The organism is Bacillus sp. FAU20 (genome assembly GCF_056033865.1).
This window is the reverse complement of sequence record NZ_JBVYHY010000027.1, coordinates 347,296-374,254: the sequence shown is the minus strand read 5'-3', so window position 1 is coordinate 374,254 and position 26,959 is coordinate 347,296. Positions and strand designations below refer to the sequence as shown.

The 26,959-nt window shown below is 34.7% G+C and carries 25 protein-coding genes and 1 pseudogene; 9 read left to right on the top strand and 17 right to left on the bottom strand.

The annotated features are described in order from the left end of the window. Positions 1-7 precede the first annotated feature (7 nt). Positions 8-445 (top strand): GNAT family N-acetyltransferase, encoded by a 438-nt coding sequence (locus AC0OM3_RS27520; RefSeq protein WP_000587679.1) that lies wholly within the window; start codon positions 8-10, stop codon positions 443-445. Between the two features lie 39 nt (positions 446-484). Here the strand turns inward: AC0OM3_RS27520 and AC0OM3_RS27515 are convergent, their stop codons facing one another. The 3 genes from AC0OM3_RS27515 to AC0OM3_RS27505 form a co-directional block, all read right to left on the bottom strand. Beyond that, positions 485-913, bottom strand: coding sequence for a hypothetical protein (locus AC0OM3_RS27515; RefSeq protein ID WP_000706629.1), 429 nt, complete (start codon positions 911-913; stop codon positions 485-487). A 1-nt stretch (position 914) separates the two neighbouring features. Further along, positions 915-1,118 (bottom strand): helix-turn-helix transcriptional regulator, encoded by a 204-nt coding sequence (locus AC0OM3_RS27510; RefSeq protein ID WP_000301183.1) that lies wholly within the window; start codon positions 1,116-1,118, stop codon positions 915-917. A 197-nt stretch (positions 1,119-1,315) separates the two neighbouring features. After that, on the bottom strand, positions 1,316-2,608 hold the full coding sequence (locus AC0OM3_RS27505) for an NCS2 family permease (RefSeq protein ID WP_000487185.1): 1,293 nt from the start codon (positions 2,606-2,608) through the stop codon (positions 1,316-1,318). A 281-nt stretch (positions 2,609-2,889) separates the two neighbouring features. Here AC0OM3_RS27505 and AC0OM3_RS27500 point away from each other — a divergent pair, with 281 nt between their 5' ends. Both AC0OM3_RS27500 and AC0OM3_RS27495 read left to right on the top strand, forming a co-directional pair. Further along, complete coding sequence (locus AC0OM3_RS27500; protein ID WP_046946760.1) at positions 2,890-4,281, top strand: amino acid permease; 1,392 nt, start codon at positions 2,890-2,892, stop codon at positions 4,279-4,281. 181 nt (positions 4,282-4,462) lie between these two features. Then, a complete protein-coding gene (locus AC0OM3_RS27495) occupies positions 4,463-6,010 on the top strand; it encodes a DNA-binding protein (RefSeq protein WP_000791509.1) in 1,548 nt (515 codons plus the stop codon). 35 nt (positions 6,011-6,045) lie between these two features. On the opposite strand, the gene AC0OM3_RS27490 is transcribed toward AC0OM3_RS27495, so the two are convergent. After that, positions 6,046-7,767, bottom strand: a complete 1,722-nt coding sequence (locus AC0OM3_RS27490; RefSeq protein ID WP_046946758.1) for a DUF2339 domain-containing protein — start codon at positions 7,765-7,767, stop codon at positions 6,046-6,048. A gap of 138 nt (positions 7,768-7,905) precedes the next feature. Continuing rightward, entirely contained in the window at positions 7,906-9,207 is a 1,302-nt protein-coding gene (gene brnQ1 / locus AC0OM3_RS27485; protein WP_046946757.1) for a branched-chain amino acid transport system II carrier protein BrnQ1, read from the bottom strand. Positions 9,208-9,459: 252 nt separating this feature from the next. Here brnQ1 and AC0OM3_RS27480 point away from each other — a divergent pair, with 252 nt between their 5' ends. Continuing rightward, complete coding sequence (locus AC0OM3_RS27480) at positions 9,460-10,845, top strand: peptide MFS transporter (RefSeq protein WP_000443145.1); 1,386 nt, start codon at positions 9,460-9,462, stop codon at positions 10,843-10,845. Between the two features lie 29 nt (positions 10,846-10,874). On the opposite strand, the gene AC0OM3_RS27475 is transcribed toward AC0OM3_RS27480, so the two are convergent. The 5 genes from AC0OM3_RS27475 to AC0OM3_RS27455 all read right to left on the bottom strand — a co-directional run bounded on the left by AC0OM3_RS27475 (position 10,875) and on the right by AC0OM3_RS27455 (position 14,962). Continuing rightward, positions 10,875-11,996 (bottom strand): YHYH domain-containing protein, encoded by a 1,122-nt coding sequence (locus AC0OM3_RS27475; RefSeq protein ID WP_046946756.1) that lies wholly within the window; start codon positions 11,994-11,996, stop codon positions 10,875-10,877. Positions 11,997-12,135: 139 nt separating this feature from the next. Beyond that, positions 12,136-12,768, bottom strand: a complete 633-nt coding sequence (locus AC0OM3_RS27470) for a class A sortase (protein WP_001041724.1) — start codon at positions 12,766-12,768, stop codon at positions 12,136-12,138. A gap of 116 nt (positions 12,769-12,884) precedes the next feature. Further along, positions 12,885-13,358, bottom strand: coding sequence for a DUF2178 domain-containing protein (locus AC0OM3_RS27465; RefSeq protein ID WP_001080039.1), 474 nt, complete (start codon positions 13,356-13,358; stop codon positions 12,885-12,887). Continuing rightward, positions 13,351-13,569 (bottom strand): helix-turn-helix transcriptional regulator, encoded by a 219-nt coding sequence (locus AC0OM3_RS27460; protein WP_000154019.1) that lies wholly within the window; start codon positions 13,567-13,569, stop codon positions 13,351-13,353. Before AC0OM3_RS27460 ends, AC0OM3_RS27465 begins: the two co-directional genes overlap by 8 nt. Positions 13,570-13,681: 112 nt before the next feature. Further along, complete coding sequence (locus AC0OM3_RS27455) at positions 13,682-14,962, bottom strand: 3D domain-containing protein (RefSeq protein ID WP_001105790.1); 1,281 nt, start codon at positions 14,960-14,962, stop codon at positions 13,682-13,684. Positions 14,963-15,623: 661 nt separating this feature from the next. Here AC0OM3_RS27455 and AC0OM3_RS27450 point away from each other — a divergent pair. From AC0OM3_RS27450 to AC0OM3_RS27440, 3 genes and pseudogenes are all read left to right on the top strand, one after another. After that, positions 15,624-16,124: pseudogene (locus AC0OM3_RS27450) on the top strand (methyl-accepting chemotaxis protein); the annotation flags it as partial. 136 nt (positions 16,125-16,260) lie between these two features. Further along, on the top strand, positions 16,261-17,073 hold the full coding sequence (locus AC0OM3_RS27445; RefSeq protein ID WP_000434790.1) for an undecaprenyl-diphosphate phosphatase: 813 nt from the start codon (positions 16,261-16,263) through the stop codon (positions 17,071-17,073). A 179-nt stretch (positions 17,074-17,252) separates the two neighbouring features. Next, the gene (locus AC0OM3_RS27440) at positions 17,253-17,540 is read left to right on the top strand and encodes an antibiotic biosynthesis monooxygenase (protein ID WP_000471251.1); all 288 of its coding nucleotides are present in this window, start codon (positions 17,253-17,255) and stop codon (positions 17,538-17,540) included. A gap of 130 nt (positions 17,541-17,670) precedes the next feature. Here the strand turns inward: AC0OM3_RS27440 and AC0OM3_RS27435 are convergent, their stop codons facing one another. Continuing rightward, complete coding sequence (locus AC0OM3_RS27435) at positions 17,671-17,874, bottom strand: hypothetical protein (protein WP_001268332.1); 204 nt, start codon at positions 17,872-17,874, stop codon at positions 17,671-17,673. A gap of 171 nt (positions 17,875-18,045) precedes the next feature. Between AC0OM3_RS27435 and AC0OM3_RS27430 the strand changes: the two genes are divergently transcribed. Beyond that, complete coding sequence (locus tag AC0OM3_RS27430) at positions 18,046-19,197, top strand: VanZ family protein (protein WP_000128028.1); 1,152 nt, start codon at positions 18,046-18,048, stop codon at positions 19,195-19,197. A 91-nt stretch (positions 19,198-19,288) separates the two neighbouring features. Here the strand turns inward: AC0OM3_RS27430 and AC0OM3_RS27425 are convergent, their stop codons facing one another. The 6 genes from AC0OM3_RS27425 to bdhA form a co-directional block, all read right to left on the bottom strand. Further along, positions 19,289-20,605, bottom strand: a complete 1,317-nt coding sequence (locus tag AC0OM3_RS27425) for a D-arabinono-1,4-lactone oxidase (protein ID WP_000948945.1) — start codon at positions 20,603-20,605, stop codon at positions 19,289-19,291. After that, positions 20,593-21,765 (bottom strand): amino acid deaminase/aldolase, encoded by a 1,173-nt coding sequence (locus AC0OM3_RS27420; RefSeq protein WP_000373793.1) that lies wholly within the window; start codon positions 21,763-21,765, stop codon positions 20,593-20,595. The genes AC0OM3_RS27425 and AC0OM3_RS27420 overlap by 13 nt, the downstream gene beginning before the upstream one ends. A 107-nt stretch (positions 21,766-21,872) precedes the next feature. After that, positions 21,873-22,874: a sphingomyelinase C gene (gene sph / locus AC0OM3_RS27415; protein WP_474213272.1), complete on the bottom strand. Its 1,002-nt coding sequence runs from the start codon at positions 22,872-22,874 to the stop codon at positions 21,873-21,875. A 76-nt stretch (positions 22,875-22,950) separates the two neighbouring features. Further along, positions 22,951-23,802 (bottom strand): phospholipase CerA, encoded by an 852-nt coding sequence (cerA, locus tag AC0OM3_RS27410; protein ID WP_061883780.1) that lies wholly within the window; start codon positions 23,800-23,802, stop codon positions 22,951-22,953. A 252-nt stretch (positions 23,803-24,054) separates the two neighbouring features. Next, positions 24,055-24,399, bottom strand: a complete 345-nt coding sequence (locus AC0OM3_RS27405) for a potassium channel family protein (RefSeq protein WP_000948209.1) — start codon at positions 24,397-24,399, stop codon at positions 24,055-24,057. 119 nt (positions 24,400-24,518) lie between these two features. Continuing rightward, positions 24,519-25,571, bottom strand: a complete 1,053-nt coding sequence (bdhA, locus tag AC0OM3_RS27400) for a (R,R)-butanediol dehydrogenase (RefSeq protein ID WP_000645827.1) — start codon at positions 25,569-25,571, stop codon at positions 24,519-24,521. Positions 25,572-25,796: 225 nt separating this feature from the next. Here bdhA and AC0OM3_RS27395 point away from each other — a divergent pair, with 225 nt between their 5' ends. Further along, positions 25,797-26,951 (top strand): MFS transporter, encoded by a 1,155-nt coding sequence (locus AC0OM3_RS27395; RefSeq protein ID WP_000873268.1) that lies wholly within the window; start codon positions 25,797-25,799, stop codon positions 26,949-26,951. The last annotated feature ends 8 nt before the right edge of the window (positions 26,952-26,959 follow it).

Below are 26,959 nucleotides of genomic sequence, written 5' to 3'. Positions count from 1 at the left end.
TGTTAATATGATTATCGTGAAAAATATTGAGGGATCTGAAACTTACGTATTACGTCAAAAAATTTTACGCCCCAATCAAACATTAGCAGATTGTAAATATCCTTCCGATTATGAAACAGACACCTTCCACTTAGGCGCATTTATAAACGATGAACTAATTAGTATCGCTTCCTTCTCAAAAGAAATATATCCTGACCTACCAGCCGGTATTCATTATCGTCTACGAGGAATGGCCACATTACCTGAGTTTCGAAACAACCACGCTGGAAGCTCCTTAATTCAGAATGCAGAACAAATCTTACAAGAGCGTCAAGCAAATATGTTATGGTGTAATGGCCGAATTACTGTAGCTGACTATTACAAGCGCTTAGGCTTTCAGGAACATGGTGAAATTTTTGAAATTGAACCAATTGGCCTTCATAAAGTTTTGTATAAAAAGATATAAGAAAAGCTTTCCTCAATACAGGAAAGCCTTTCTTATATTTCAATCTTCTCTTTTTATTTTTTTCATATATATGTATATAAACAAACTAGGAACTAAAAAACAAGCAAACATAATAAGTCCTGTCATACTAATTTCCTTTATCGAAATATCTGGTGTTACAACGATACAAATAGCTAAAATCCCAATAATAATACCCACCGGAATGAATAATAGCTTCATAAAATAACGACGCGACACTCCGCCCGTATGCTCATACACTTCCACTGAATTTTTCAGATTTAAAAAGTTAATAATTATTATCCCGCCCATAAATACCATTAATAAATCCGAAACACTTTCATATCCTGCCCCTTGCAAGACATAGCGGTAAAAGACGATAGCTAGTATGACGATATTTTGTAAAATGAAAGCTAATCTAATATGTTTTAACCCTTCAATCATTAAACGTTCATCTTTCACGATTTTCATCCTACCACTCCTTTTCCTCCCAAAACAAATCATTCAACGTTTTATCTACTGCATAACAAATTTTTAAACATAAATCTAAAGATGGATTGTATTTCCCCTTCTCAATTAAACTAATCGTTTGCCTTGTAACGCCTACTTTTTCTGCTAATTGTTGCTGTGTTAAATCTAACTGAACACGCGCGACTTTTATTTTACTTACAGCCATTCATGTTCCTCCTCTATCTTTATTGTAACATATATATTCCATTAAGTAATTTATATTTTACGAAATCATTTAAGTTTTCATCTTATCACAATTGGTGTGGGCTAATACACAGTGGGGATCCCCCTACTGCCTATAGTTTCACTTTATTATACACAAAAAAGGGGCCTCCCATAAGAAGGCCCTCTCCTATATTTATATTATAAGAATAAATGACATCCAAATAAGAATGCAAATAGGTATAGTAATGGATGTACTTCCATCCCTTTACCCTTCACAATTTTCAAGACTGGATATACTAAAAATCCAATTGCGATTCCATTTGCAATACTAGATGTTAACGGAATACCTATAAAGATCAAAAATGCTGGTAACGCATCTTCAAATCCATTCCAATTAATATCTCGAATGCTTTGTGCCATTAAACTACCTACTATAATTAATGAAGGAGCTGTAATAGCAGCTACACTTGATAAAGAAGCAATAACAGGACTGAAAAATGCCGTTATAATTGTTAGACCAACAACTACAATCCCTGTTAATCCAGTTTTACCACCTGCAGCAATACCTGCTGACGATTCAATGGTCGCTGCTGTTGGGCTTGTTCCAAAGATAGAACCTGTAGTCCCGCCAATTGCATCTGCAATAAATGCTTTACCAAAACGCTTCTCTGTATTGTCTGTAATTAAACCTGCTTGTTTAATTAAACCGAGTAATGCACCTGTTGTATCGAATAACAGTACAAGTAAAAATGAAAATACAACGCCGTATAATCCGTATTCAATTACATCAGAAAAGGCATTGATTGGGTTTGAAACGATAATACCCTCTGGTAAATGAGGCATCGCCACAATTTTATCAGCAAACTTCAATTGCCCTGTAAAGAAGGCAATAATTCCTGTCACAATCATACTAATAAATAATGCACCGCTCACACGTAATGCCATTAATACCGCCGCTAAGATTAAACCAATTAAAGTTAAAATAACAGCTGGAGAATGAAAATCACCAATCGTAACTAAATTAGACGGATGATCCACGATAATTCCAGAAAGGCGTAATCCAATAAAAGCAATAAATAGTCCAATTCCACCTGCAATTGCATGCTTTAAACTATCAGGAATTGCTAAAATTAACTTTTGCCTAAACGAAGTAAAAGATAATAAAAGAAAAATAATTCCCGTTACAAATACAGCTGAAAAGGCAACTACATATGTAATCCCTTCTGCCTTCTGTACAACAGAATAAGCAAAATATGCATTCATTCCCATAGCTGGAGCAATAACAATCGGGTAATTCGCGAAAATCGCCATACCTACTGTTCCAACAACAGTGGCAATAATTGTTGCTGTAAACGCTTGGTCAAACGGTACACCTGCATCAGATAATATTTTTGGATTGATGACAAGAATATACGCAAATGTAAAAAAAGTTGTGATGCCAGCTAAAAACTCTTGCTTCACAGAAGTGTTATATTTTTGTAATTGAAACATGCTTATGTACCCTTCCTACACCTGAATTATTATCACACATTCTTTTTCTTACTAGTATGTGAGAAAATATAATACTTAATCTTAACAATCAATAAAAAGAAGAGTCAATATATTCCCTAATAGTTCGAATTTTAAGTTTAAGTCGGACAAGTACAGATGTAGTACAGTTCATTATGATTATTTTTGTAGCATAACAGATAGAAATGTTTTATAATTTGAAATAGTTAAATATTTAGTAAACGCATTCAAATATCGTTCACTCTACAAGGGGGATTCTTCTTATGCAGCACGCAAACAAATCTGGAACTTTAAATCGTGGTTTAAAAGAACGACATATTACTTTAATGTCACTGGGCTCAGCTATTGGCGTTGGGCTATTTTTAGGATCCGCTTCCGCCATTAAACTAGCCGGTCCTTCTATTTTACTAGGCTATATGATTGCCGGACTCGTTATTTTTTTCATTATGCGAGCGCTTGGGGAAATGGCAATTGAACAACCTGTTGCCGGTTCTTTTAGTAAATATGCATATGATTATATTGGACCACTCGCTGGCTATATTACTGGTTGGAATTACTGGTTCTTATGGGTTGTTACTTGTATGGCTGAAATTACAGCAGCTGGTATTTACATGCAGTACTGGTTCCCAGATATTCCGCGCTGGACTTGGGCGTTACTTGCTCTATTATTAATGAGCGCTTTTAACTTCTTATCGGTAAAAGTATTTGGAGAACTTGAGTTTTGGTTTGCTCTCATTAAAATTGTCACAATTATCTGTATGATAGTAGTCGGAGCTGGTATTATTTTATTCGGATTCGGAAACGGTGGTATCGCTACTGGTATTTCAAACCTTTGGTCACATGGTGGCTGGTTCCCAAATGGATTTTCTGGATTACTACTCTCCATGCAGATGGTACTATTCGCTTATTTAGGCGTTGAATTAATCGGTGTTACAGCTGGTGAGGCTCAAAATCCGAAGAAAACACTCGCAAAGGCAATCGATAACGTATTTTGGAGAATTCTACTCTTTTACGTTGGGGCATTATTCGTTATGATGGCAATTTATCCATGGAATGAACTTGGTGAGAAAGGCAGTCCATTCGTATTAACATTCCAGCAAATTGGTATCGCAAAAGCAGCAGGTATTATTAATTTTGTCGTATTAACAGCAGCTCTTTCTTCTTGTAATGGTGGTTTATTTAGTACAGGCCGTATGCTATATACATTAGCTCAGCAGAAAAAAGCTCCTGAAAGATTTGGTCGTTTAAATAAAAATGGCATTCCAAGCCAAGGAATTGTAGCAACTGCTATCGTTTTACTCATTGGTGTTATATTAAACTATCTCGTACCTGCAAAGGTATTTACATGGCTTACTAGCATTTCAACTTTCGGCGCAATTTGGACTTGGGGAATTATATTAGTTGCTCAAATTAAATTCCGTAAAAGCTTGCCTACTCAAAATAAACAAAAGTTATCGTATAAAATGCCTTTATACCCATTAAGCTCATATTTCTCACTCATTTTCCTTGTATTAGTATTAGGTATAATGGCGTATTCAGAAGATACACGAATCGCATTGATTGTCGGCCCAATTTGGCTTATCGGCTTAGCAATTGTATATTACATGAAAGGGTTTCATAAGATTGATGAAACACCTAACTCAAAAATTAGTTAAGCAAAACATCCCTTCCTTATTACTTGGAAGGGATGTTTTTATATCTATATAAATATTTCTCAACATAATTCACGGTATTTTTACAATCTTTTAATATTTTTTATGTTTTCCGTCTTTATTTTTACAGAAAAATAAATTACATTATTAAAGCACATATATTTATTATTAGGGGGATTCTTCTATGAAGAATAAAAAATGGATTACATTTTCTTTAGCAACAGCAATTACACTAAGTATAGGGACCTCGTTCATACCGTCTACTTATGCCGAAAGCTCTGTAGACCCAGCTCCTGAAATTGCTGCAAAAGTTGTAAATCAAAACAATGGGAAGAAAGTATTATTCGATAATACACACGGTCAAACTGCTGGGACAGCTGACTGGGTTATTGACGGCGGCTTTTCTGACTTCGGAAACGGCATTGCAAAAAACGGATATCACGTAAAGGAACTTCGTAAATCAACACCTATTACGTACGAAGACTTAAAAGATTACAATGTATTTATCGTTCCAGAAGCTAATATTCCTTACAAAAAATCTGAGCAGGACGCTATGTTACAATATGTAAAAAATGGTGGTAGTATCTTCTTTATTGCTGATCATTACAATGCGGATCGCAATAAAAATCGCTGGGACTCTTCTGAAGTATTTAATGGATATAGACGTGGTGCTTGGGATAATCCAGCAAAAGGAATGTCTAATGAAGAAGCAAATTCACAAGCTATGCAAGGAGTAGAAAGCTCTGATTGGCTCTCTGACAACTTCGGTATTCGCTTCCGCTACAATGCACTTGGTGATGTTTCAGCGAAAACAATTGTATCGCCTGAACAATCTTTCGGAATTACAAAAGGTGTTTCGTCTGTAGCAATGCATGCTGGTTCTACTCTGGCAATTACAAATCCAAAACTAGCAAAAGGACTTGTTTACCTTCCAGAAAATCCATCAAAATGGAATAACGCTGTTGATAGCGGCGTTTATAATGGCGGTGGTATTGCAGAAGGCCCATATGCTGCAATTGCAAAAGTAGGACTTGGAAAAGCTGCCTTTATTGGTGACTCTTCTCCTGTTGAAGATGCTACGCCAAAGTACGTTCGTGAAGATTCTGGCCAAACAAAGAAAACTTACGATGGTTATAAAGAAGAAAACGATGCTATCTTATTAGAAAACATCGTAAATTGGTTATCAAATAAAGAGACATTTACAAGTTTAGATCAAGTAAATGGTTTACAACTTGATTCACCTACAGCTCTACAAACATTTGAACAGCCAAGCTTATCAACAGAACCACAACCTGAACCTTGGAGTGCACCAAATGCAGGTTATCAATGGTTTAATACAAATACTTTTAAACCAGGTTCATACGGTTATAACGGTGCGGTAACAACAAGCGACTACGTCGTTACACACCCTAGCATTCTACCAAACAATGAAATTTTCCAAATGAAGATTCAAGTAAATAACTTACTACCTAATACAACGTATAACAACTATTCTTTAGGTATCTTCACTACTGGTGGAACACAAGTGGCTAAAGTACAAAATGCAAACGGCACTTGGCCATCTACTTTCGGATATAGTAGTGCATTTTCTTTCACAACAAACAGCTTAGGCTCTGCTGAGAAAGTTGTAAATGTACAGATTGATTCAAATACAACTGGACAAGCAACGCTTCGTCTACGCCAAAATACAACAACGAAATATAATGAAACTGTGACGATTAATAAGAAATAATAAAAAAGGCAATCCATACATGGATTGCCTTCTTCTCACTTCTCTTCCTTCGAGAAAAACATTCTTGAAATAACGATACCTATACTACCGACGATTAGGAATAACACTGCCCTAATCATCATCGATACCTCTGGTAAGTCAAGTAAGAATAACTTCCCTACCGTTACGACTAAAACGACTAAACCAGCATATAATATTTCATTCATATTTCTATTTCTTCCAAACCAAACTGCAAATAATGCATATACCATCCATAATAACGATACTGATACACTAATTACGCTTCCATCTGTAGATAAAACTTCACCGATTCTCGTAATTGTAATAAATACAATTATCATAAACCAATAGAGCACTATAGAATACATATATTTGCCGAAGCTCGCTAATACTTCTTTCGCTTCTCTCATGCAATAATAGAACGTTCCTATTAAAATAAGATGAGCAACAAAGCCTGCCGAAATAAATTGATCAAACGGGCTAAAAATAGTCTGTATCATTCCAATTGCGTAAACCGTCGCACTAACATACAACTTTATCTGTTGTTTTACTTTAATAGAAGTGACCATGCCGAGGAAACCTTGTAACAATAGTACAATCGCTGCATTCACTAAACTATACTCATATAAAATTGCTAAACTAAATGCTCCCATTGCGAAACCAAATAAGAGATTTGTAAATGTAGAATGTCTATTTTTCCTATATTCAAATACGAACATAATGGCATGCACGAGTGCACTAATAATTAATCCCCATGTTGTAAAATCAGGTATTTTTGAAATAGCTAGTATAAAGAACACTGCATTCGCACTAAATATTGCCAAACGTGGTTCTAGTATAAAACTTCTCTCCGTAAACATATGCCAAAATAATAGTAAATGAATCAAACCATATACAATCGTTAACTGTATTTGCAAGTTCTCTACTAACATTGACATAACAGCAAAGAAAACGAAAAGGACAATGGCAGCAACAGCGTAAGAAATCATATATAAGTATTTATAACGATTTTTCAACGCATACCATAATAAACTAAGTGTTAATACTGTCTCATATCCAAAGAAAATATAAGGATTAGGAGTCGTACTATTTAACAAGAATGGTACGAAGAACGCTCCGACCGCTACGAAAATAGTGAGATATTCCGATTGATATCTTTTCGCTAAATAAATACCTAAAATAACCCATGCAATATTACAGAGAAACGCGACACTTGCCGGAATAAATCCATATAAATAATGTGCTGCAAACGTTGTTAGAACAATCCCGGTAATACTTCCTCCAGCTAATACTAACCCTAACGCCTGCCGCTCTCTTTTAATTTGAATATCTCCTATATAATACAATCCGATAGATAATACGATACCAAACACAATTCGTATCGCTGGTGTTAATAAGCCAGCATCTACCCCTGCTTTAAATAACCAGATCACTCCAAGCAACATAATACCGACAAATACACGCGGTAACCATGTTTGACAAAACTTAATAATATTAAATGGCTCTGGTTTAAAAGCAGATATATCTACTTGTTTTACCTCACGTTCTTGCAAAGGCTCTTTTATCTTAACTATTTCTTCTTTTGGCTTTTCCTCCATTACCGTTTCAATATATTCTTTCTTATCCTTACTAGCATGTTGCTGAGCGTTTTCTACTTCTATTTCCCTTTGCTTCACTTTTAATTCAGCAAGTGCTTCTTGAATTGTTTCAATTGCTGTTTCGAGTGCTTCTATTTTCTTATCCAAATCCTTCTTCATACGCTCCCCCCTCATTCGTAACTCTCATTAAACCTATATATTACCAATTATCTTTATCATACTCTTAGTCTATTCATTTTCAATAGTATTTTTCCAAAAAAGAAAGGCGTCTTCCAAAATCGGAAAACACCTTTTTACTCAGTTATTCTTATTTAGAACAATGCTAACGATGAAACCAAGACACATGCCTACAATAGCTGGAACAATCCACCCAACACCTTCTGTATAAAACGGAATATATTTTAATACTGACGTCCACTGATTCATCATTACATTTTTATTCAAAATATCAATTGCACTAAATATTGCTACAACCCAAACAGTTACTGCATATACGTATGCATACTTTCCAATATACTTATGGAATAACCCTAGAATAATAAGAGTTAATGCAATTGGATAAATAAATCCAAGAATTGGTACTGATACTTTTAAAATTTGCGTTAATCCTAAATTAGCTAAGATCATACTAACAACGCTTACTATAAATGCCCACACTTTATAAGATACTTTTGGAAATGCACTCGCAAAAAATTGACTACAAGACGTAACAAGTCCAATTGAAACACATAAACATGCGATAGTAAAAATAAGACCTAATAGAACGACTCCGCCCTGTCCAAATAATGTAATCATAACTTGTGCTAACACTTTCGCACCGTTATCAAATGTTCCTAATGAGCCACTAATTGCCCCCACATATCCAAGGATGACATAAATAATCGATAATAATAATCCTGCCCCAATTCCAGCAATACTCATATATTTCGCTAAACCTTTATCATCTTCAATACCCTTTGCACGTAATGCATTTGCAATAACAATTCCAAAGATTAAAGCAGCTAACGCATCCATTGTTAAATATCCATCTAAAAACCCTTGAAACATAGGAGCTTGTCCATAGTTCCCTATTGGTTCTTTCATATCTCCTACCGGTGTAAACATACTCTTTATAAAAATAAGTGCAATCATACATAATAATAACGGCGTCAATACTTTTCCAAACAACCCCATTAATTTAGATGGAGATAAACTTAACCAGTAAACAATACTAAAGAAAATAACTGTGTAAAACAACAATAGTCCGCTTCCTGCTTCAGGGAATAACTGACCTGGCCCCATTTCAAAAGCTAAACTTCCCGCACGTGGTATACCAAGCCCAGGTCCAATAAATACATACACGATACATGGAAAAATAATTGCAAATGAAGAATGAACCCTACCCGCTAACGTTTGAAAACTTCCTGCTTTTGCAATAGAGATAACACCTAATATAGGAAGACCTGTTGCTGATATAATAAACCCTACTAATGAAATCCAAACATGTTCTCCTGCTTCATACCCAAGGAAAGGTGGAAATATAAGATTCCCTGCTCCAAAGAACATAGAGAATAACATAAGGCTAATAAGTAAAATTTCTTTTTTCTGTAACAATTTCATTTCTTTCTCCTTCTTTAATTTCATCTTTTATGAAATCAATTTCACATATAAAAAAGTACACTAACCCGCTTCCTTACAAAGAAAACATAGTCCATAGTCTATCACAAAAGAAACACCCATTCTATAGCTATTCCTCTTTTCCAATTTCTTCTGAAAAATCAACCTTTATTGACTTATAATAGTTAATAAGGTAAAATATTAAATATACAAAATTATTAACTTTGTTTTTGTTTGTGTCAGGAGGAAAATAACATGGAATCAGCGATACAACTAGAAAGAGAACAACAAAGAAAAAAGAAACATCCTCCAGGTTTATACTTACTCTTCTTTACAGAAATGTGGGAAAGATTTAGTTACTATGGATTACGAGGATTATTAACATTATATTTAACGACAGCTTTAGTAAGCGGTGGTCTTGGGTTTAGTCCCGCATGGGCACTCTCTATTTACGGATTTTATACTGGAGCCTGTTATTTCACACCAATGATTGGTGGATACTTAACAGACCGTTTTCTAGGTAGACGAAAAGCAATCACAATTGGTGGTATAACAATGGCAATCGGTAACCTTACACTATTTGCCTTGCAAAACCAATTAGGTCTATACCTCGGATTAGCGCTTATTATTATAGGTAACGGATTCTTCAAACCGAACATCTCTACACTGGTTGGAGAATTATACGAAGAGAACGATCCAAAACGTGATAGTGCATTTACCATTTTCTATATGGGTATTAACGTCGGGTCATTTTTAGCTCCACTCGTTTGCGGATTTTTATCAGAAAATTTATTCAAAACAACAGTTGATGGCGTTGTACATTACGGATTCCGTTACGGTTTCTTAGCCGCTTCAATCGGAATGATCATTGGACAAATTTTATTTACAACACTATCAAATCGCTTCCTTGGTAATATCGGTAAGAAACCAACTCGCGATTTACAAACAGCTACTGGACAACCATCAGTAGGAGATACACCGTTAACAAAAAAAGAAAAACAACGTACCGCAGTTATTGTCATTTTAACATGCTTCGTTGTCTTCTTCTGGGCTGGCTTTGAACAAGCTGGTAGCTCATTAACATTATATACAAACAAATTTGTAGACCGCTCTGTGTTCGGATGGGAAGTTCCAACATCTTGGTTCCAATCGGTCAATCCATTATTTATTATTTTACTTGCTCCAGTCATTTCTGCATTATGGGCAAAACTTGCAACTCGCAAGCAGGGTGATTTAAAAATCCCAACTAAAATGGGACTTGGTATGATCTTACTCGGTATCGGTTATATCATTCTCGTTATCGCTACATTAAAAACAGGTAGTGATGAACATAACATTACAGAAAAAGCAAACTTACTGTTTATCGTCTTTACGTATCTTTTCCATACGTTAGGTGAGCTATTCTTATCACCTGTCGGACTATCAATGGTTAGTGCGCTTGCTCCGGTAAAATTAGCATCTTTATTAATGGGTGTATGGCTAGCAAGTTCAGGTATCGCCAACATTTTAGGCGGACAACTTGCAAGCTTCACAACTTCACTTGGATACGCTGAAGTATTCACAGTTATTGGCGCTGTGGCAATTGTATTAGGTTGTGTTTTATTATTAATTTCTAAGAAATTAGTGAAATGGATGGATTAAAAAAGATGAGGAATTTCTCCTCATCTTTTTTATGCTGTTTTACCTTTTTCTATTGCTTGTTCGTACAGCTCTTTATGTTCTTTATATTCACTTGGTACGAAACTCTCATAGAAGAATGAGAACCAGCTGTCTCCTTTTTTATACCCTTCTTCTCGAATTTCCGCTGCTTTTTTATTCGATTTAAATCCTTCAGTAAACCACTTCTTTAACAATTCATTTCGTTCATACTTAGCAGGAACTTTTAAATCATAGTTTTCAAATGCATACTTATAGCCAGCCTTTTCTACTGCCTTTTTTGTAGACTTATAGCCTTTTTCATACGCTGTTTCATATGCCTTCACGTATACTTCTTTCTCTCTATTTTCAGGATTCTTTTCAGCTAGTTCTTTCCCTGTCTTTTCCCCTAATTCAGCTTGCTCTTTTTCAATTTTTTCTGTTCTTTCTTTATTCCCTGCTTTGAACCCGTCTGCAAAGTTTACCTTAAACTCTGGAGCAACTTGACTATCGTCCATCGTCTCTTGTGCTAAACCTTGTTCTTTTCCTTTTTCAAAATGCGTTTTCTTCTGCTCTTCTAAAGACCATGCGGCTGCATAAGTCGCTTTAAACGCTTGTTTATATGCATCAGATTTTCCAGCTACATGCACTTCTGCATCATTTTTTCCTGCTTTAAAATCAGTTTCTCCATTCTTTTGACCTTCAAGTTGACCTTTTTCCATATCAGCTTGGCGCTGTGCTTCCTCTTGCTTACGTGCCTCTTCAGCTTTTCTTTGTTCCTCGGCTACACGTTGTCTCTCTTCTTCAGCTTTACGCTGTGCTTCTGCATTACGTTGTTTTTCAGCCTCAGCGTTGCGCTGTGCTTCTGCAGCACGTTGTTTTTCAGCCTCAGTATTGCGCTGTGCTTCTGCTTGTCTCTCAGTTTCTACAGCACTATTATTATTCTGACTAGGAGCTGGGCTCGTTACGCCACTACTAGAAGCTGGTTTATTGTGATAATGATATTCCCCATACTGTAATCCCCACTTCTCACAATTTGTACGACACGTATGTCCGCCATTAGCATCTGTACGCCCTGGATGCGCATAAGCTGAAATTGGAGCTACCAATAACGCTATACTCGTTGTTAAAAGAAGTTTCTTCACCTGTTGTCTCACTCTTGTTCCTCCCAAAATATAGAATTCTAAATTTATTATACATAAATAGAAGAATAATTAAATACAAACCGAAATATTCTATTATTTCTCAACATTAGTAAAAAAGAAGGGGAACTCTTTAAAGAGTTCCCCTTCTTTTTTACTTCTTCGCCTTCGTTCCAACTAAATCACCAGCAACAACATAACGCTTAGAATTATCCTTTACAGATACACATGTAATAAGCGTTATCTCATCTTTCCCATGATCCTCTACAACTTCCCACTTATCAGGAGTCACTTCAGATACACCAGTAACCGCATACTCATATTCATTTTCATTGTCATACAAATAAATTTTATCGCCTTTTTTCAAAGAAGCTATATCACTAAATAAAACACCTTTTTTAGACATGTTATGTCCTGCTAGTGCGTAATTTCCTTTTCCCATAACTTGATTCTCTTTTACTGTCGCTGCACCTGATAATAAGTTTTTTTCAGTAGAAGCTTTCAAAACAGGCAGTTCTACTGAAACACTTGGAATCGAAATACGACCGATTACTTGTTTCTTATCTAATGATGCATTCGCTACTTCCGCCAAGTCTGGTTGATTAATTTTGGAAGCATCTACAAATTCCGTCTCATGCTTTTCATAATCCATCTTTTGAACAGCCTGCACATTTTCAGTCTGTTTCTTTTCAGCCTGATATCCATCATAAAATGGCTTTCCAATTAACACGCCACCTACAACAAATAGAAGGATTGCTACTATACTATAAATTCTTTGCTTATTCATATACAATTCCTTTCCCTTACAAAATCTTACTCTATATAAAATGATAAAATAATATCGCCATATGTACAAGTATTAGCTGAAAAGAAACCTTCTTGCCGGTGCAAGAAGGTTTCTTTTTAAGCTAATTTATTTCTGTATAGTGATACGTGAAATACTGTCATTTGAATAAAGAAAATCGAAAATATAATATATAATGGGTATCCAGGAAGATATTCATTAATAATAGGCGAAAAAGTTAAAAATCCAACTGCACAAGGTAACACAAACCATAACGATACAAATGTTGTTCGGCAAGCTTTATCCGTAATCGCTTTTTCACGTTCATCTTCTAGTGGAAATAATAATGGATACATCAAAAAAGATAAATTCTTATATTTTTTCTTTTGAATTCTATAAAAAATTGTAACTATAATTGCTCCAATAAATAATAAAATGAATGGTACTCCATTAAACCATACTTCAAATGGGAATTTCTCGTTTTTAATTATATCTGCTAACTCTGTAATGACACTATAAAATTCAACAAATGTCCAGCATGCTAAAGCAGTATAAAGCACGTTTATGATATAAGAAAAAACAATTCTATTCATCCTCTTCCCCCTCCTTATTTAAAACAAACACATCTTCCATCTTTAACTGAAACACATCACAAATCGTAAGTGCTAATAACAACGAAGGAACGTAATCCCCTTTTTCAATTGCTGCAATTGTTTGTCTCGTTACTCCAACCTTTTCTGCTAATACGCTTTGCGTAAAGTTAAAACGAGCTCTTAATTCTTTTACTCTGTTTAAAATGGTCAAATTTACCACCTCTCACCATTATTGTATGCTATCCTTAACAAAATGTAAACTCAACTTAACATTATTATTATAAAAAAATCCAACTTTACATATTGTAAAGTTGGATTTCGCTTTAGTTTAAAATTGTAACTTTAACTGTTCTTCTGCCCCAACTACTTGATGAACCTTTATCTGGCATTAAAACATCAATTCTATGCCCCTTAATAGCTCCACCAGTATCGGCTGCAATTGCTACTCCATAACCTTCAACATTTACAGTCTTACCTAATGGAATAACATTTGGATCTACAGCAATTAATTTCATTCCTGGGTTTGCAGTTAAGTTATAGTGTCCCCATGCAGAAAATACCTGTTGACCTGGTGCATAACCATTTTCCGCTGGATCAGCTGTATAAGCTGTAGCTTCTACATAAATTTCTTTCCCACCAGCAGTTGGCTTAGAAGGTGGTTCAGGTTGTGCAGGTTTGGTAGGTTGTACCTTCGAATTATTATTAGCAACTGGTTCAGCTGGTTTACTAGCTTTTTCCTGCTTTTGCTTTTCAGCAATTTCTGCTTGTGCTTTCGCTAAAGCTTCTTGCTCTGCTTTTGCAGCCGCTTCTGCTTTTGCACGCTCTTCCGCTGCGATTCTTGCTGCTTCTTGCTCACGAGCAATCGTTTCTTGTACTGTCTTCATATTTGATTCAATTTTAGCTTTTTCTTCCGCTGCTAAATTAAGTTGACTTGCAACTTCATTATATTTAGCTTGAACTGTTTGTAAGTTATCTTGACGCTTTTTCAAGTTATCTTGCAGTTCAGCTTGCGCTTTTGCTAATTTTTGTTTGTCTACTACTAAAGATGCTTCTTTTTCGTCAATTGTTTTCTTATCTTCTTCAATTTGACGAAGATCTTGTTCTTGTAGACGTAAAATTTCTTTATCAGCTTCTAGAATAGTAGAAACTGCGTTCATACGTTGTAAGAAGTCTGCAAAGTTTTTTGATTCTACTACAACTTCTACTACTAAACTTGTATTTGAACTGTTTTGAACAGAAACCATACGTTTTCTCATAATATCTTTACGAGCAAGGACTTTATCCTCCAAAACGACAATTTCTTGCTTTTTTTGCTCAATCTGCTTATGTGTTTCATCGATTTTACGTTGAATAGCAGCTTGATCCTCTTTATTTTTTGCAATTGTATTATTTAAATTATGTAGTTCGTTTTCGATACCTTTAATTTCTTTACTAACAGCTTGCTTCTCTTGCTCTTTCTTTTGCATTTCTGCATCGTTTTGTTGCAATTGCTGTTGCATGTTGTTAAGTTTCTCGTCGTTTGACTCTGCTTTAACAGCGACTGTACTAGAAAGACCGATAATTCCTGCTAATACTAGACAGCTGATTCGCTTAAAATAGTTCATAATCCGACTCCCTTCTTATACAGTTATACATGATTTATTTTACAGTTTGTTTACAAAACGATTAAATACAGTTTATTTTTCGTGACAAAAAAAAGAGAATTATGAATAAAATGTAATAGATTCTTAAATATTTAACAATTCCTATATTTAAAAAATACAAAAGATGCTAAAATCCAAATATAGAGAAAATATAACTTTCGAAGGCGGTTGAAATAAATACATGTTTACTCAAAAAAAATCACTCCAACATACAATTGCTCAATTAGAAGAGCGTATACAACAATTAGAAGCAGAATTAAAACAAAAAGATATTGAAAAACAAGAGACTATTTCTACTATCCACGATCGTGTACAAAGTGTTGTCCAAGAGCATCAACTTGTAAATAACCAACATAATACACTTCAAAATTTAGTTCAACAATTAAGTTCATGTTTCGAAAATGTTTCAACACGTACGACACATTCCAATGAGCTAAATAATGAAATGTTACAAAAGGAACAAAGCTTAATTCAATCTATTGCAGAAATTATTGACTGCTCTAATGAAGGAAAAGAATCCGTTCACCGCTTACTTATTGTAATTAATAAATTAGGTGAACAATCTCAACGCACATCTAATAGTATGAATCATCTAAGCGAACGCTCAAAGGAAATCGAGCAAATTGTAGAAGTCATTCAAAACATTGCAGCACAAACAAATTTACTTGCTTTAAATGCGAGTATTGAAGCCGCACGTGCTGGAGAGCACGGTAAAGGATTCGCTGTCGTTGCCAATGAAGTAAGAAAACTAGCGGAAAGTACAGCAGAAAGTACAAAAAACATCGGCAACTTAACGAAAAAAATTCAAGAAGAAATTGAAAAAGCATATGATAACACAAAAGATAATTTACATTTAGTCGATGAAGGTGTAGAAATGAGCGCCGATACAAATGCTAGAATTGAAAATATTTTAGTTATGATTCAAACGTTACAAAATGGTGCTACAAATGTTATTAAGGCTATTGAAAACCAAAAATCTTGTAATGATGACATATTACGAGAATTCGCTAACACACAACAAATGTTCCAAAAATTAAATACTACTATTATGAATCATATTCATGATGCTGAAAAAGTCGATGTTCAATTGTCTAAAAGTCTTCAAGGAACAGTAACTTCTTAATTAAAAATAAAAATCCCTTATACTGCTATAAGGGATTTTTATTTTATTTCGAATATTTATTTCTTTTCAATATTCATCCATATCTTTGTTATAATGGAAAAGTTGTTTCTTTCAACTAATAAACAAGGAGGTTATTATGGAACAATTTTACTACGTTTTAAAATATTTAATTCTCGGTCTGTTCCAAGGACTAACAGAACCAATTCCGATTTCTTCAAGTGGTCATCTCGTTTTAGCACAACATTTGCTAGAACTAAAAATAGAAGGGTTTAGCTTCGAACTACTTGTTAATTCAGCTTCATTATTAGCTGTATTACTTATTTATAGAAATGATTTAATTCGTCTAACAAAGAATGGTCTCTCTTATATATTTACAAGAGCAGAAGACGCAAAATCAGATTTCTTCTTTATTATTTATCTTGTTATGGCAACCATTCCAGCAGGTGTTATTGGTGTTTTATTTAAAGATTACATCGATCAGTACTTAAAAGGTGTGAAGATGGTTGGGATTTCCCTTCTTATTACTGCTGTCGGCCTTTGGATTATTAGAAATTTACGCGGTCGTAAAAATGATGGCGACCTTTCTATGAAAGATGCAATCATCGTCGGATTAGCACAAGCTTGCGCACTGATTCCCGGAATAAGCCGATCTGGTGCCACAATCGTAGCAGCAATGTTACTTGGTATGAAGCAAGAAACAGCTCTTCGCTTCTCATTCTTACTATACATTCCTGTTAGCTTAGGTGGCTTATTGTTAAGCATTACAGACATTGCAAATGATCCAAATCTAGACACATTATTCGTACCATATGTCGTTGCATTCATCGCAACATTTATCATGACGTATATTTCACTAAAATGGTTTATGAACATTATGGCAAAAGGAAATTTAAAATATTTCTCTTTCTATTGTATTATCGTAGGTGTACTTACTCTTATTTTCTTATAAAGTAAAACTTACAAATTGAAAGCGAGTCATCTAGTGTAATAGAATAACTCGCTTTTTTATACCTTTATTAAGTTAAAACCTATTATTTACTTATAATTTTCTGAATAGTATATTTTTTATAAAGTTCACTATTACAGTAATTCTATCTTTCCTACTATTATCGTAAAAGAGGTGTTTATATGTTTATAGTTACTAAACTCATTCACATTAAGTACGGATATGAAAATGAGCTACTTTATGGGCTTAAACAATATTATCCTTCCCCCGGAACGAACGGTTGTATTAACATAGAGTTTTCACATGTTCATCGTACAAATGATAAGGCAGAGTATATGATTCGTATGTTATGGAAAACACAACAAGATTACCATACATGGCTTTCTCAAAAAGAAGGCAATGAAACTTTGAAGCACAAAATACAAGGCTATATCCTTTCTTCCAAATCAAATGCTACCTATGTGCATTAATCCTTCTCTTTTTATTCCTTACGAGGGCCAAAATGATAAAGTGAAACTTTAATCAGCCCTCATCAATTGGGCTGTTCACAAATAACGAGATAAGGACCCTCTTACTTTTCATACTGTAAGAGGGCTTCTCTTATGCATACACTTTCTTCTCTTGACAATACAAACGAATAACATGTTTATTTTGTTGAAATACATCATGTGTCAGCCGAATAATAATAAAGTTTCGTTTTGTTTGATCATCATGAACAAAAATCTGTTCTCCCTCCTGAAAACGCCATGCACTTTCAAAAGTCGTAATATGATCCCCACTTACAGAAAAAAGTTCATATCGCATCTCTTGTACCCTCTCTCAAATTATATAATCACAATATCCTTATATTTAATTTATTATAACTTAATCCCTATAAAATTAGTAATTATTTCTATTTCGAAAAATTTTAACTTTGTATTTAAATATTTTTAGCGCTATAATGATAAACGAATTTTTATTGAAAGGAGTTTTACTTTGACTGCATATTTATTTCCAGTGAAAACAGCATTTATTTTATTTCCTTTTTTAGCAATGTTTCTTTTAATCCCTTTTTTAATATTTAATTATCGAAAATACGGTTATTTAAATAAATGGCGCTCATTTATTTTATACTCATTATTACTTTACTTATTAAATGCCTATTTTCTTGTTATTTTGCCGTTGCCACAAACGTTTGATACTTGTAGCCTACAACCGGCTAATACACAACACATGCAACTCTCACCATTTTATTTCATACAAGAGATTAGTAGTCATACATCGGCAGTTTTAACGAAACCAACTACTTATTTCTACTTATTAAAAGAGTCTGCGTTTTTACAAGTTGCCTTTAATGTTCTATTAACTGTTCCATTCGGCATTTACTTACGTTATTATTTCCGACGTAGTTTCTTACAAACAATTTGCATTTCCTTTTTCCTTTCACTATTTTTTGAGCTAACACAAGTGACTGGATTATACGGTATATACAATTGTGCATACCGATTATTTGATATCGATGATTTATTTTTAAATACATTAGGTGGCGTAATTGGTTTTATCATTGCACCAATATTTACGTACTTCCTTCCGAAGACAAACGAGTTAGATAGTCATATTAATTTGGAAACGAAACCAGTCGGATTCATTCGTCGCCTTATCGCGATGCAAATTGATTGGATTTTCTTATCTATCGTCGTACCTGTCGTTAAAAACAAAGGGAATTCTTTCTTCGTTTCTAATATGCAATCTTACACGAATATGTATGAACTCATTTTCATTACGTGTTCAATCCTTATTTACTTTATTATTATTCCATACTTTACGAATGGAAAAACAATTGGGAAAGCATTGCTTCGCATTCACGTGAAAGGAAAATCAAATCGTATTACATTAAAAGAACTATTTATTCGCTACGGTATATTTTATTTTGCGTTAGGCGGAATCAATTATATTCTTTCTAGTAGCTCTATTTTAAATCACACAGAGCCTTTAGTATTACTCGTTACATTGTTATTCCTATTTATCATTAACGGCCTATTCATTATTCATGTTTTACTTCATGTATTTAGCCGTGATAAACTACTATTTTATGAACATATTAGTCATACAAGAAATGCAATTACACTAAAAAAAGCTGACAAATAATTATTTGTCAGCTTTTTCATATACATAATGTGAAACTTTAATCAGCCCCGACCTAACTTCTTTGCTTCCGCTGAATTTTGAGGTGGGGGTCTTACTGCCTGACAAATAGCGGGATAAATAACTTTTCTGCATAAGGATTAAAAAACATTCCAAGTTCATCTAGAGATTTCCTCACCTGTAAAAACGAATGAAACTCTGGATATATATCTTGTAATTGCTCATACGATAATGTATGCATTTTCCCCCAATGCGGACGCCCTTCATACTTCAGAAAAATTTTTTCCACTTCGCCAAAGTAAGCAGCATATTTCATACCTTTATACATATGAACAGCGATATACGCTGAATCTCTTCCATAGGCTGGACTAAGCCATATATCATCCCCTTTTACATAGCGGCATTCGATTGGGAAGTGCACCTTATACTTTTTCTTTTCAATAAGATTTGAGATTTCTTCTACAACCGTCCTCATATACTTTGAAGGAATGCTATACTCCATTTCATAAAATGGTACCGTACGTGATGTAGCAAATACTTCATAGCTCGGGCCAATTATTTTTGTGTTTGGTACAGCTTTAGCTGATAATCGACTCACTCCTTTACTTATAGAAGGAAACCATTTACATCCTTTAGATAGTAAAGAGAACATCCTATTTTCAAGTAACTCTACCTTTAGTTTATGCCATTTCAAATCACTGCCTTTATTCGTTGTTTCGTTCGTAAGTTTCACTTGTACTTCATCAGAATAAGGAAAAACGAAAAATTCAAAATGACGATGCTTCTTATATTCTTCTAGTTTGTTCATTACAGTAGATAATGACTGTTTCTCACTTTCATAAACGAGTGAATACGCTGGAATAACCTTCAATTTTATCTTTACAATGATACCTAACATTCCAAGTGACAACTGAAACGCTCTCCAATATTCTACGTTCTCAGCTTCCGAACAAACTATACTCTCACCATTAGATAAAACTGCCGTAATCTCTATAACTTGTGTTGATAAACTCCCAAAGGTAATACCCGTTCCATGAGTCCCCGTACTAATCGCTCCTGCAATAGATTGTAAATCAATATCTCCTAAATTTTCTTGCGCATAACCTTTTTCCTCAAGTAACTTCCCTAAATCATATAACTTTGTTCCTGCCCATACTTCAGCAACCATCTTCTCTGCATCAATATTCACAATACCCTTCAATTCATCTAAAGAAACTAAAACTTCTTCCGTTTGCACAAGGGGTGTAAACGAATGTCCTGAACCGACAACACGAATTTTCTTCCCCTTTTTTCGCGCAAGCCCCACAACTTCTACTACATCTTGTATACTTTCTGGATACATCGTATAATGCGGCGTTCCTTCTACATTCCCTGTCCAATTTCTCCACTTTTGTCCCTTTATAGAAAGCATTGGCCATCCCCCCGATATGTTGAATACTCCCCAACAATCTCTCCTTTTTTAACACGATACAAAAAAGGAAAACGCTCACATAACTCACCAGCTTTACTATGGCGAAACAATATGGACTCTCCTATATCCACTCGTTCCTCGCCGTTATAAAAAATTGGTGTTTGTACCTCTCCAGCACCTTCTAAAGCTAATAGTTTTGCACCCTTCGGTCTCCAAACTTCAGGCTCTTTATCTTTTCCAACTGCTCCTGAAGCAATATATCCACCACCTAGGCAAGTGTAAATAAACGGGACTGGTTTCCGCACAACTGGTAAGGCAAATCCGACCGCTGGATGAAATTTCACCTCTTTATAATAATCAAACAGCTTTGGAGAATAAAAAGCAGAACCTACTGTAATCTCTGAAACTGAATTATCTTTCTCGGTTGTTTTTATGCTTCCTGTTCCGCCTCCATTTACAAACCTTAGCTCAATACCAATGTTTTGTATTGCTTTTACAATATGTTCTCTTCTTTCTTTAACTTCTAGCACTGATTTCTGCTTTAAATACGAAATCACTTTACTTTTCAACCATTGATTCGGTATATGATCTCCCACCCCAGCAATTTGAGCTTCATAACCCATCACACCATCTAACATTAAATATGATGACCTTCTCACCTTTTCTACTACTTTCAACGCATCCTGCACATTTTTTACTGGGGACCTTTGTACACCAAAATGAAATTGAAAGAAACGACTACTCATATCAATATCCAAACAAACACGAAAACATCCTTTAGATTTCTCAGCAATGTTTTCTAAATACACAATATGCTCTTCACAATCCACCATACAAGTTATAATGAAACCTTTCTTTGTTAACAAACTAATTTCATACAGAGCTCTTTCATCGTAAGCAGGATATCCAAGCAATAAATCATTAAATCCTTGTTCTATTAAAAATAAAATCTCTCTAGGTGAAAAGCACATAATACCTTGAAATCGATCATTTGCAGCTAAAATCTTTTGCATAATCGGAACAGAGCGTAACGATTTACTCGCTATACGAATCTTTTTATTTCCACTTAACTCTATAATCGATTGAATATTTCTATCTAAAGCCACTTCATCCAAAAATGCACACGGTAATGGAACTTCTTTAAAAAGTCCTCGATCCACATTTTTCTCTCCTCTTCTCAATATGTCTTATACATATTGGAAAGAAAGTGTGATTTTCCTGTTTGCAAATAAAAAAAGTTTCTTCTTTACGAAGAAACTTTTTGAAACTACTTCATAGAAAGAGTCGCCTCTACTGGATAATGATCAGAGTAATCATTATACGTATATTTTTGGAACCATGATGTAACAGTCCATTGTGGAGATTTCGGCTGTAACACCTTATTCTCTATATACGATGGGTTCGCATGGTCTTTACTTGCAATAATATAATCTAAATACTCAGCAGGACTATCAGGGAAATTATATTTTGCAATACTGTTTGTCGTCGCGTCCCAAGTCGCTGTATGTCCAGTATAAGATGGTACAGAAGCGTTCAATGTTTTAAACATAGATGCATACTCTGAATCATTCTTGTTCTCTGTATTTATTTTATTTACGTTCATATCACCACCAATTAACACATACTCATTCTTTGGTATATTTTTATTTTTAATAAAGTCTTGAATTTCTTTTAATTGGTCTGTACGTACAGATGCAGGTGAAGTTTTTCCGCACATGCTATCTTCCGCTTGCAAATGCGTACCAATCACGTGAATGAAACGATCATTTTTCTTAATTTTCGTGTATACAAATCCTTTATTCGATAAATTATCTGGCCCGCATCCTTTTGCAAATACGTATTGAATCTTTTCAGCGATTGGCCATTTGCTCACAATCGCAACGCCACCATCTTCAGGAGTTGAAGATGAATAGTTTCCTAACGTCTTGTCCCATTCGCTACCACTACTACGACCTAATACCGCTGTTTGATTTGGATATTCTTTCTTCAAATTCCCTAATAAACGATCTGAGGCGCTATTATCAAACACTTCATTTAATATAACTACATCTTGATTCTTTATATAATCTGCCGCCCCAATTAAATCAGCACGCTCAGTTTGTCCCCAGTTCGGATATAAGTTTGTTGATAGCATATATACATTATGCGTCATCACTTTTAATGTATCATTTTGATTTGTAGACGCTTCTGCTTGAGCTGACGTTCCGCTATATAAAGCCCCTAAACCAACACCTAAGCTAAGTAAACCTTTTAGCAATTTACCTTTCACGTTTCATACCTCCATGTATTGTATAGTGATAAAAAGGCCAAATACTCTATTCTGAGATTTGACCTTTTTTAAATACTTAACGATTTCCGTACGTATCAAACCAAAGCTGAATATATCCAGCAGTAACACGTTGTGCATCCATTAAACGCTTACCTGTCATTGGTGTAACTTCAGCGCGCCATTTATCTGCATATTCTTGTGATACAGCAGCTCTCACGAACCAATCTTTCGTATTATCATTTACAATGCCAGCGTAATCTTGTTTCGCAACTACTGCCGCTCCATGAATCCAATCTTCTGGATTCGTACCTTTCCAGTTCCAATATCCATTTCCATCCGTTACTTTATAGTTATCTTTTATCGTATCTACAAAGTTTTCATATTTAGAATGGAACCCTTGTGGATACGAAAGGTTCGTAAAGTTTGCTGCATGCATCGGTTGGTTTACATCCCCTAGATAATGAAGAGATAATCCTAAATAGAAGAATGCTTGTTTCATATCTTTATTTTTGTAAGACTCACCAGCTAACTTAAAATACTTAGCTCCAGTTTCCTTTGCCTGCTTTGCATACGGAATATAAGTTTTCCCATTGTCAGGGTCATAGAAATGTGAAGCAAATGTGCTATTATCATAATAAGGATTTTCATAGTCAGCAGCATAAATACCGTTCTCTAACTCCGTACGCCATTCATTTAATAATGCAACTCGATCTTGTTTTACAATTGTAGTATTACGAGACATAATATCAATTGCACGGTTTACAATCCATAAATGAGAATTCACGCCTTCTTTATGTTTATCTTCAGCAGACCAGCGCGGAATAACTCCAAATCTCTGTGCCCCATCATTTTCATGAGCAAATGCAACACTTTGTAATGGAGCAACTAATGTAATAGCTGCCGCTAAAGCAAGTACTTTCTTTTTCATATAAAATCCTCCATTTTATAATTGAGTTATTGTAAACATTTTGTTAGGATCCTATGATGTCGTCCGGTTAACCTATGACTAGAATATCCCACCTTTCACGAAATTTCTATCACTAAATTAAAATATGCAAATGTTCATATCATTATAACTTTATACACAGTGAATATAATGAATGAATACACTTTCATTTTAATAAACTATTATTAAGGCTTGTCTAAACTAATGTAAAAAAAAGTAAAGCATCTGAATGCTTTACTCTTTTTTTCTATTCGATAATATACTTGGCAATTGTACATTAACTGCTAACTTATGAATAAATCCAAACACTAATCCAATCCCAATAAATATGTATAAGATTGTAAATATCTTTCCGAAATCAGTTTGCGGACTAAAATTCCCATCACCGACAGTCGTCAACGTGACCACACTAAAATATAAAGCGTCAATAGGACGTAATTCTTCAACTGTACTATAAAAAATCGTACCCGATATTAAAGTCAAAATTGTTAATACGAATAATACTTGAAATTCTTTATCTTTCCACGCTCGTAAACAGGCTCTTAACATTCGCTTTAAAGTTAACAAAAATGAAAGCATTAGATTCTCCCTTCCAAACAAAAATACATTTAGTCAAAGGAAAGTCTATCACCTTTCAGTATAGAAAAAAAGTAGCCCTCTTCTATTTCTAGAAAAGGGCTACTCTATTCGATTCTATCTTATTTAGGTGAAACAAGAATTTTCACTTGTGTTTTATCTTTTACAAGTGCTTCAAATCCTTCTTCAACAACTTGATCGACTGTAATTTTTTTCGTAATTAATTTCTCTGCTTGAATTTGACCAGAGCTAATTAATTTAATAACAGCTGGGAAGATGTGACGGTATCCTAAAATACCAATAACTTCTTTTTCTTTTAATACTAAGTTATTTGGAGTAATTGTTGCGTCTTTTTCCCATACACTAACAATTACAGTTTGTCCTTCGAAGCTTGTACTTTCAATCGCTTGACGTAGTACAACTTCAACACCTGTTACTTCAAAGCTAACATTTACACCTAAACCATTTGTTAAGTTACGAATTTCAGCTAACACATCTTGAGTTGCTGGATTTAATACATAATCCGCACCTGCTAATTTCGCTAACTCTTGACGTTCTTTAGAAAGTTCAACTGCAATAACAGGAGTCGCTCCTGCTGCTTTAGCTGCTTGGATAACAAGAAGTCCAATTGGACCGCAACCAAATACTGCTACAGCTTCCCCTTCTTTTAATTTACTTTGACGTACTGCATGAACTGCTACTGCTGCTGGTTCTACAAGCGCACCTTGTTCATACGTCATTTCATCTGGAATGTGATGAACCATATCTTCTGGTACTACTGTATATTCAGAGAAACCGCCGCCTTCTCCGCCAAGACCGTGGAAAACAAGTTGTTCACAAACATTGTAATGTCCATGTTTACAAGCTTCACATTTACCACAAGAATAAATTGGTTCTACAACAACGCGGTCTCCCACTTTATGAGATGTAACTCCTTCACCAATCTCTATTACCTCACCACTAAACTCATGACCTAAAATAACAGGTGCTTTCACATGTGTTAATGGATGTTCTTCTGTTGGAATAAAAATAGGCCCTGCTAAATATTCATGCAAGTCTGTCCCACAAATACCACACCATTTAACTTTGATTTTCACTGTTCCTGGTTTTACTGTTGGTTCTGGTACTTCTTCTACTCGTACATCACGTTGATTATGCCAAAGTAGTGCTTTCATTTTATACATCCCTCTCTATGTATATACTTAACCTGGTGAAGTTTACAATTCTATTATAATACTTCTATCCATATATTTCAAAAAAACAATCGCATTTCTACTAATTTTTTACAAATAACGTTCAATATTTTGTCACTTTGTACTTTTTTCCACATCTGTTAATTCAATTTCATTGCAGGTGAAATTAGCATTGTGCCATAATAGCATAGGAGAGGTGAATATCGCTTGAAATATTTTATTTACTTTATCGTTATCGTGGCTTTTTTAGATACATTTTCACAATTACCTATTATGAGTACTTTCGCTCAAAGCCTTGGAGGAACCCCTCTTATTATCGGGCTAGTTGTCGGTATGTACTCATTCGCTAATATGATCGGTAATATTATTGCTGGAGCAGCTGTCGATAAATTTGGTGCAAAAAAAATCCTTTATATAAGCATGGGAATTACGAGTTTCATAGTCTTGTTATACACCGTTGTTCAAAGTGGTGAACAACTATTAGTTGTTCGCTTTATGCATGGATTTAGTGATGGCTTTTTAATTCCTGCTGCCTTTACATTTTTATCAAAACAAACAAATGCAAAAAGACAAGGAAAAGCAATGGCTCTATCTGGTGCTGCTGTTGGAACAGCGGCAATCGTAGGACCTGCTTTCAGCGGTATTATGAAAGCAACAGCTGGCGTAGAATGGGTCTTCATTACTATTTCTATTTTAATGGCTCTTGGTACAATCGTATCTCTATTCTTCTTACCAAATAACGTATCAAGAAAAGATACATCAAGAACGCAAATGATGAACAAAGAAGATATGATTGAACTGTTAAAATCAGAACCGTTATTACAAGCATATATTGGTGCTTTCACATTAATGTTTTCACAAGGAATTGTCACTTATATGTTACCAGTAAAAGTTGAGGCATTAGCGCTTAAAGCCTCTACAACAGGCATGATGTTAAGTGTATTTGGTATTACTGCTATCCTCTTCTTCTTGCTTCCAACAAATCGTATTTACGATCGATTTAATCGTTCGAAACTAATGCTAATCGGAATTGCAGTTATGGCATTCGCATTATCTTTACTCGGATTATTTGCTACAAAAGGTATGCTCTTTATTGTAATGATGATTTATGGAATTGGATTCGCAATCCTCTTTCCGTCTATTAACGCTTTACTCGTTGAAAATACTACAGACGATAATCGCGGAAAGGCATTCGGATTATTTTATGCCTTCTTCTCATTAGGAGTTGTTGCTGGCTCCTTTACAGTCGGCGCAATCGGAGCATCACCTAGCATCAGCTTCATTATCGGGACAGCATTTTTATTAACATTTGCTGGTATGATTTATGTAAGAAGCAAAGTAAAAAAGACAATGATGGGATAATCCATCGT

Excerpts from the sequence above, each read along its gene's own strand:
- AC0OM3_RS27520 (WP_000587679.1), top strand. The coding sequence starts at position 8 with ATGATTATCGTGAAAAATATTGAGGGATCTGAAACTTACGTATTACGT.
- AC0OM3_RS27515 (WP_000706629.1), bottom strand. The coding sequence starts at position 913 with ATGAAAATCGTGAAAGATGAACGTTTAATGATTGAAGGGTTAAAACAT.
- AC0OM3_RS27510 (WP_000301183.1), bottom strand. The coding sequence starts at position 1,118 with ATGGCTGTAAGTAAAATAAAAGTCGCGCGTGTTCAGTTAGATTTAACA.
- AC0OM3_RS27505 (WP_000487185.1), bottom strand. The coding sequence starts at position 2,608 with ATGTTTCAATTACAAAAATATAACACTTCTGTGAAGCAAGAGTTTTTA.
- AC0OM3_RS27500 (WP_046946760.1), top strand. The coding sequence starts at position 2,890 with ATGCAGCACGCAAACAAATCTGGAACTTTAAATCGTGGTTTAAAAGAA.
- AC0OM3_RS27495 (WP_000791509.1), top strand. The coding sequence starts at position 4,463 with ATGAAGAATAAAAAATGGATTACATTTTCTTTAGCAACAGCAATTACA.
- AC0OM3_RS27490 (WP_046946758.1), bottom strand. The coding sequence starts at position 7,767 with ATGAAGAAGGATTTGGATAAGAAAATAGAAGCACTCGAAACAGCAATT.
- brnQ1 (WP_046946757.1), bottom strand. The coding sequence starts at position 9,207 with ATGAAATTGTTACAGAAAAAAGAAATTTTACTTATTAGCCTTATGTTA.
- AC0OM3_RS27480 (WP_000443145.1), top strand. The coding sequence starts at position 9,460 with ATGGAATCAGCGATACAACTAGAAAGAGAACAACAAAGAAAAAAGAAA.
- AC0OM3_RS27470 (WP_001041724.1), bottom strand. The coding sequence starts at position 12,768 with ATGAATAAGCAAAGAATTTATAGTATAGTAGCAATCCTTCTATTTGTT.
- AC0OM3_RS27465 (WP_001080039.1), bottom strand. The coding sequence starts at position 13,358 with ATGAATAGAATTGTTTTTTCTTATATCATAAACGTGCTTTATACTGCT.
- AC0OM3_RS27455 (WP_001105790.1), bottom strand. The coding sequence starts at position 14,962 with ATGAACTATTTTAAGCGAATCAGCTGTCTAGTATTAGCAGGAATTATC.
- AC0OM3_RS27445 (WP_000434790.1), top strand. The coding sequence starts at position 16,261 with ATGGAACAATTTTACTACGTTTTAAAATATTTAATTCTCGGTCTGTTC.
- AC0OM3_RS27440 (WP_000471251.1), top strand. The coding sequence starts at position 17,253 with ATGTTTATAGTTACTAAACTCATTCACATTAAGTACGGATATGAAAAT.
- AC0OM3_RS27435 (WP_001268332.1), bottom strand. The coding sequence starts at position 17,874 with ATGCGATATGAACTTTTTTCTGTAAGTGGGGATCATATTACGACTTTT.
- AC0OM3_RS27425 (WP_000948945.1), bottom strand. The coding sequence starts at position 20,605 with ATGCTTTCTATAAAGGGACAAAAGTGGAGAAATTGGACAGGGAATGTA.
- cerA (WP_061883780.1), bottom strand. The coding sequence starts at position 23,802 with ATGAAAAAGAAAGTACTTGCTTTAGCGGCAGCTATTACATTAGTTGCT.
- AC0OM3_RS27405 (WP_000948209.1), bottom strand. The coding sequence starts at position 24,399 with ATGCTTTCATTTTTGTTAACTTTAAAGCGAATGTTAAGAGCCTGTTTA.
- bdhA (WP_000645827.1), bottom strand. The coding sequence starts at position 25,571 with ATGAAAGCACTACTTTGGCATAATCAACGTGATGTACGAGTAGAAGAA.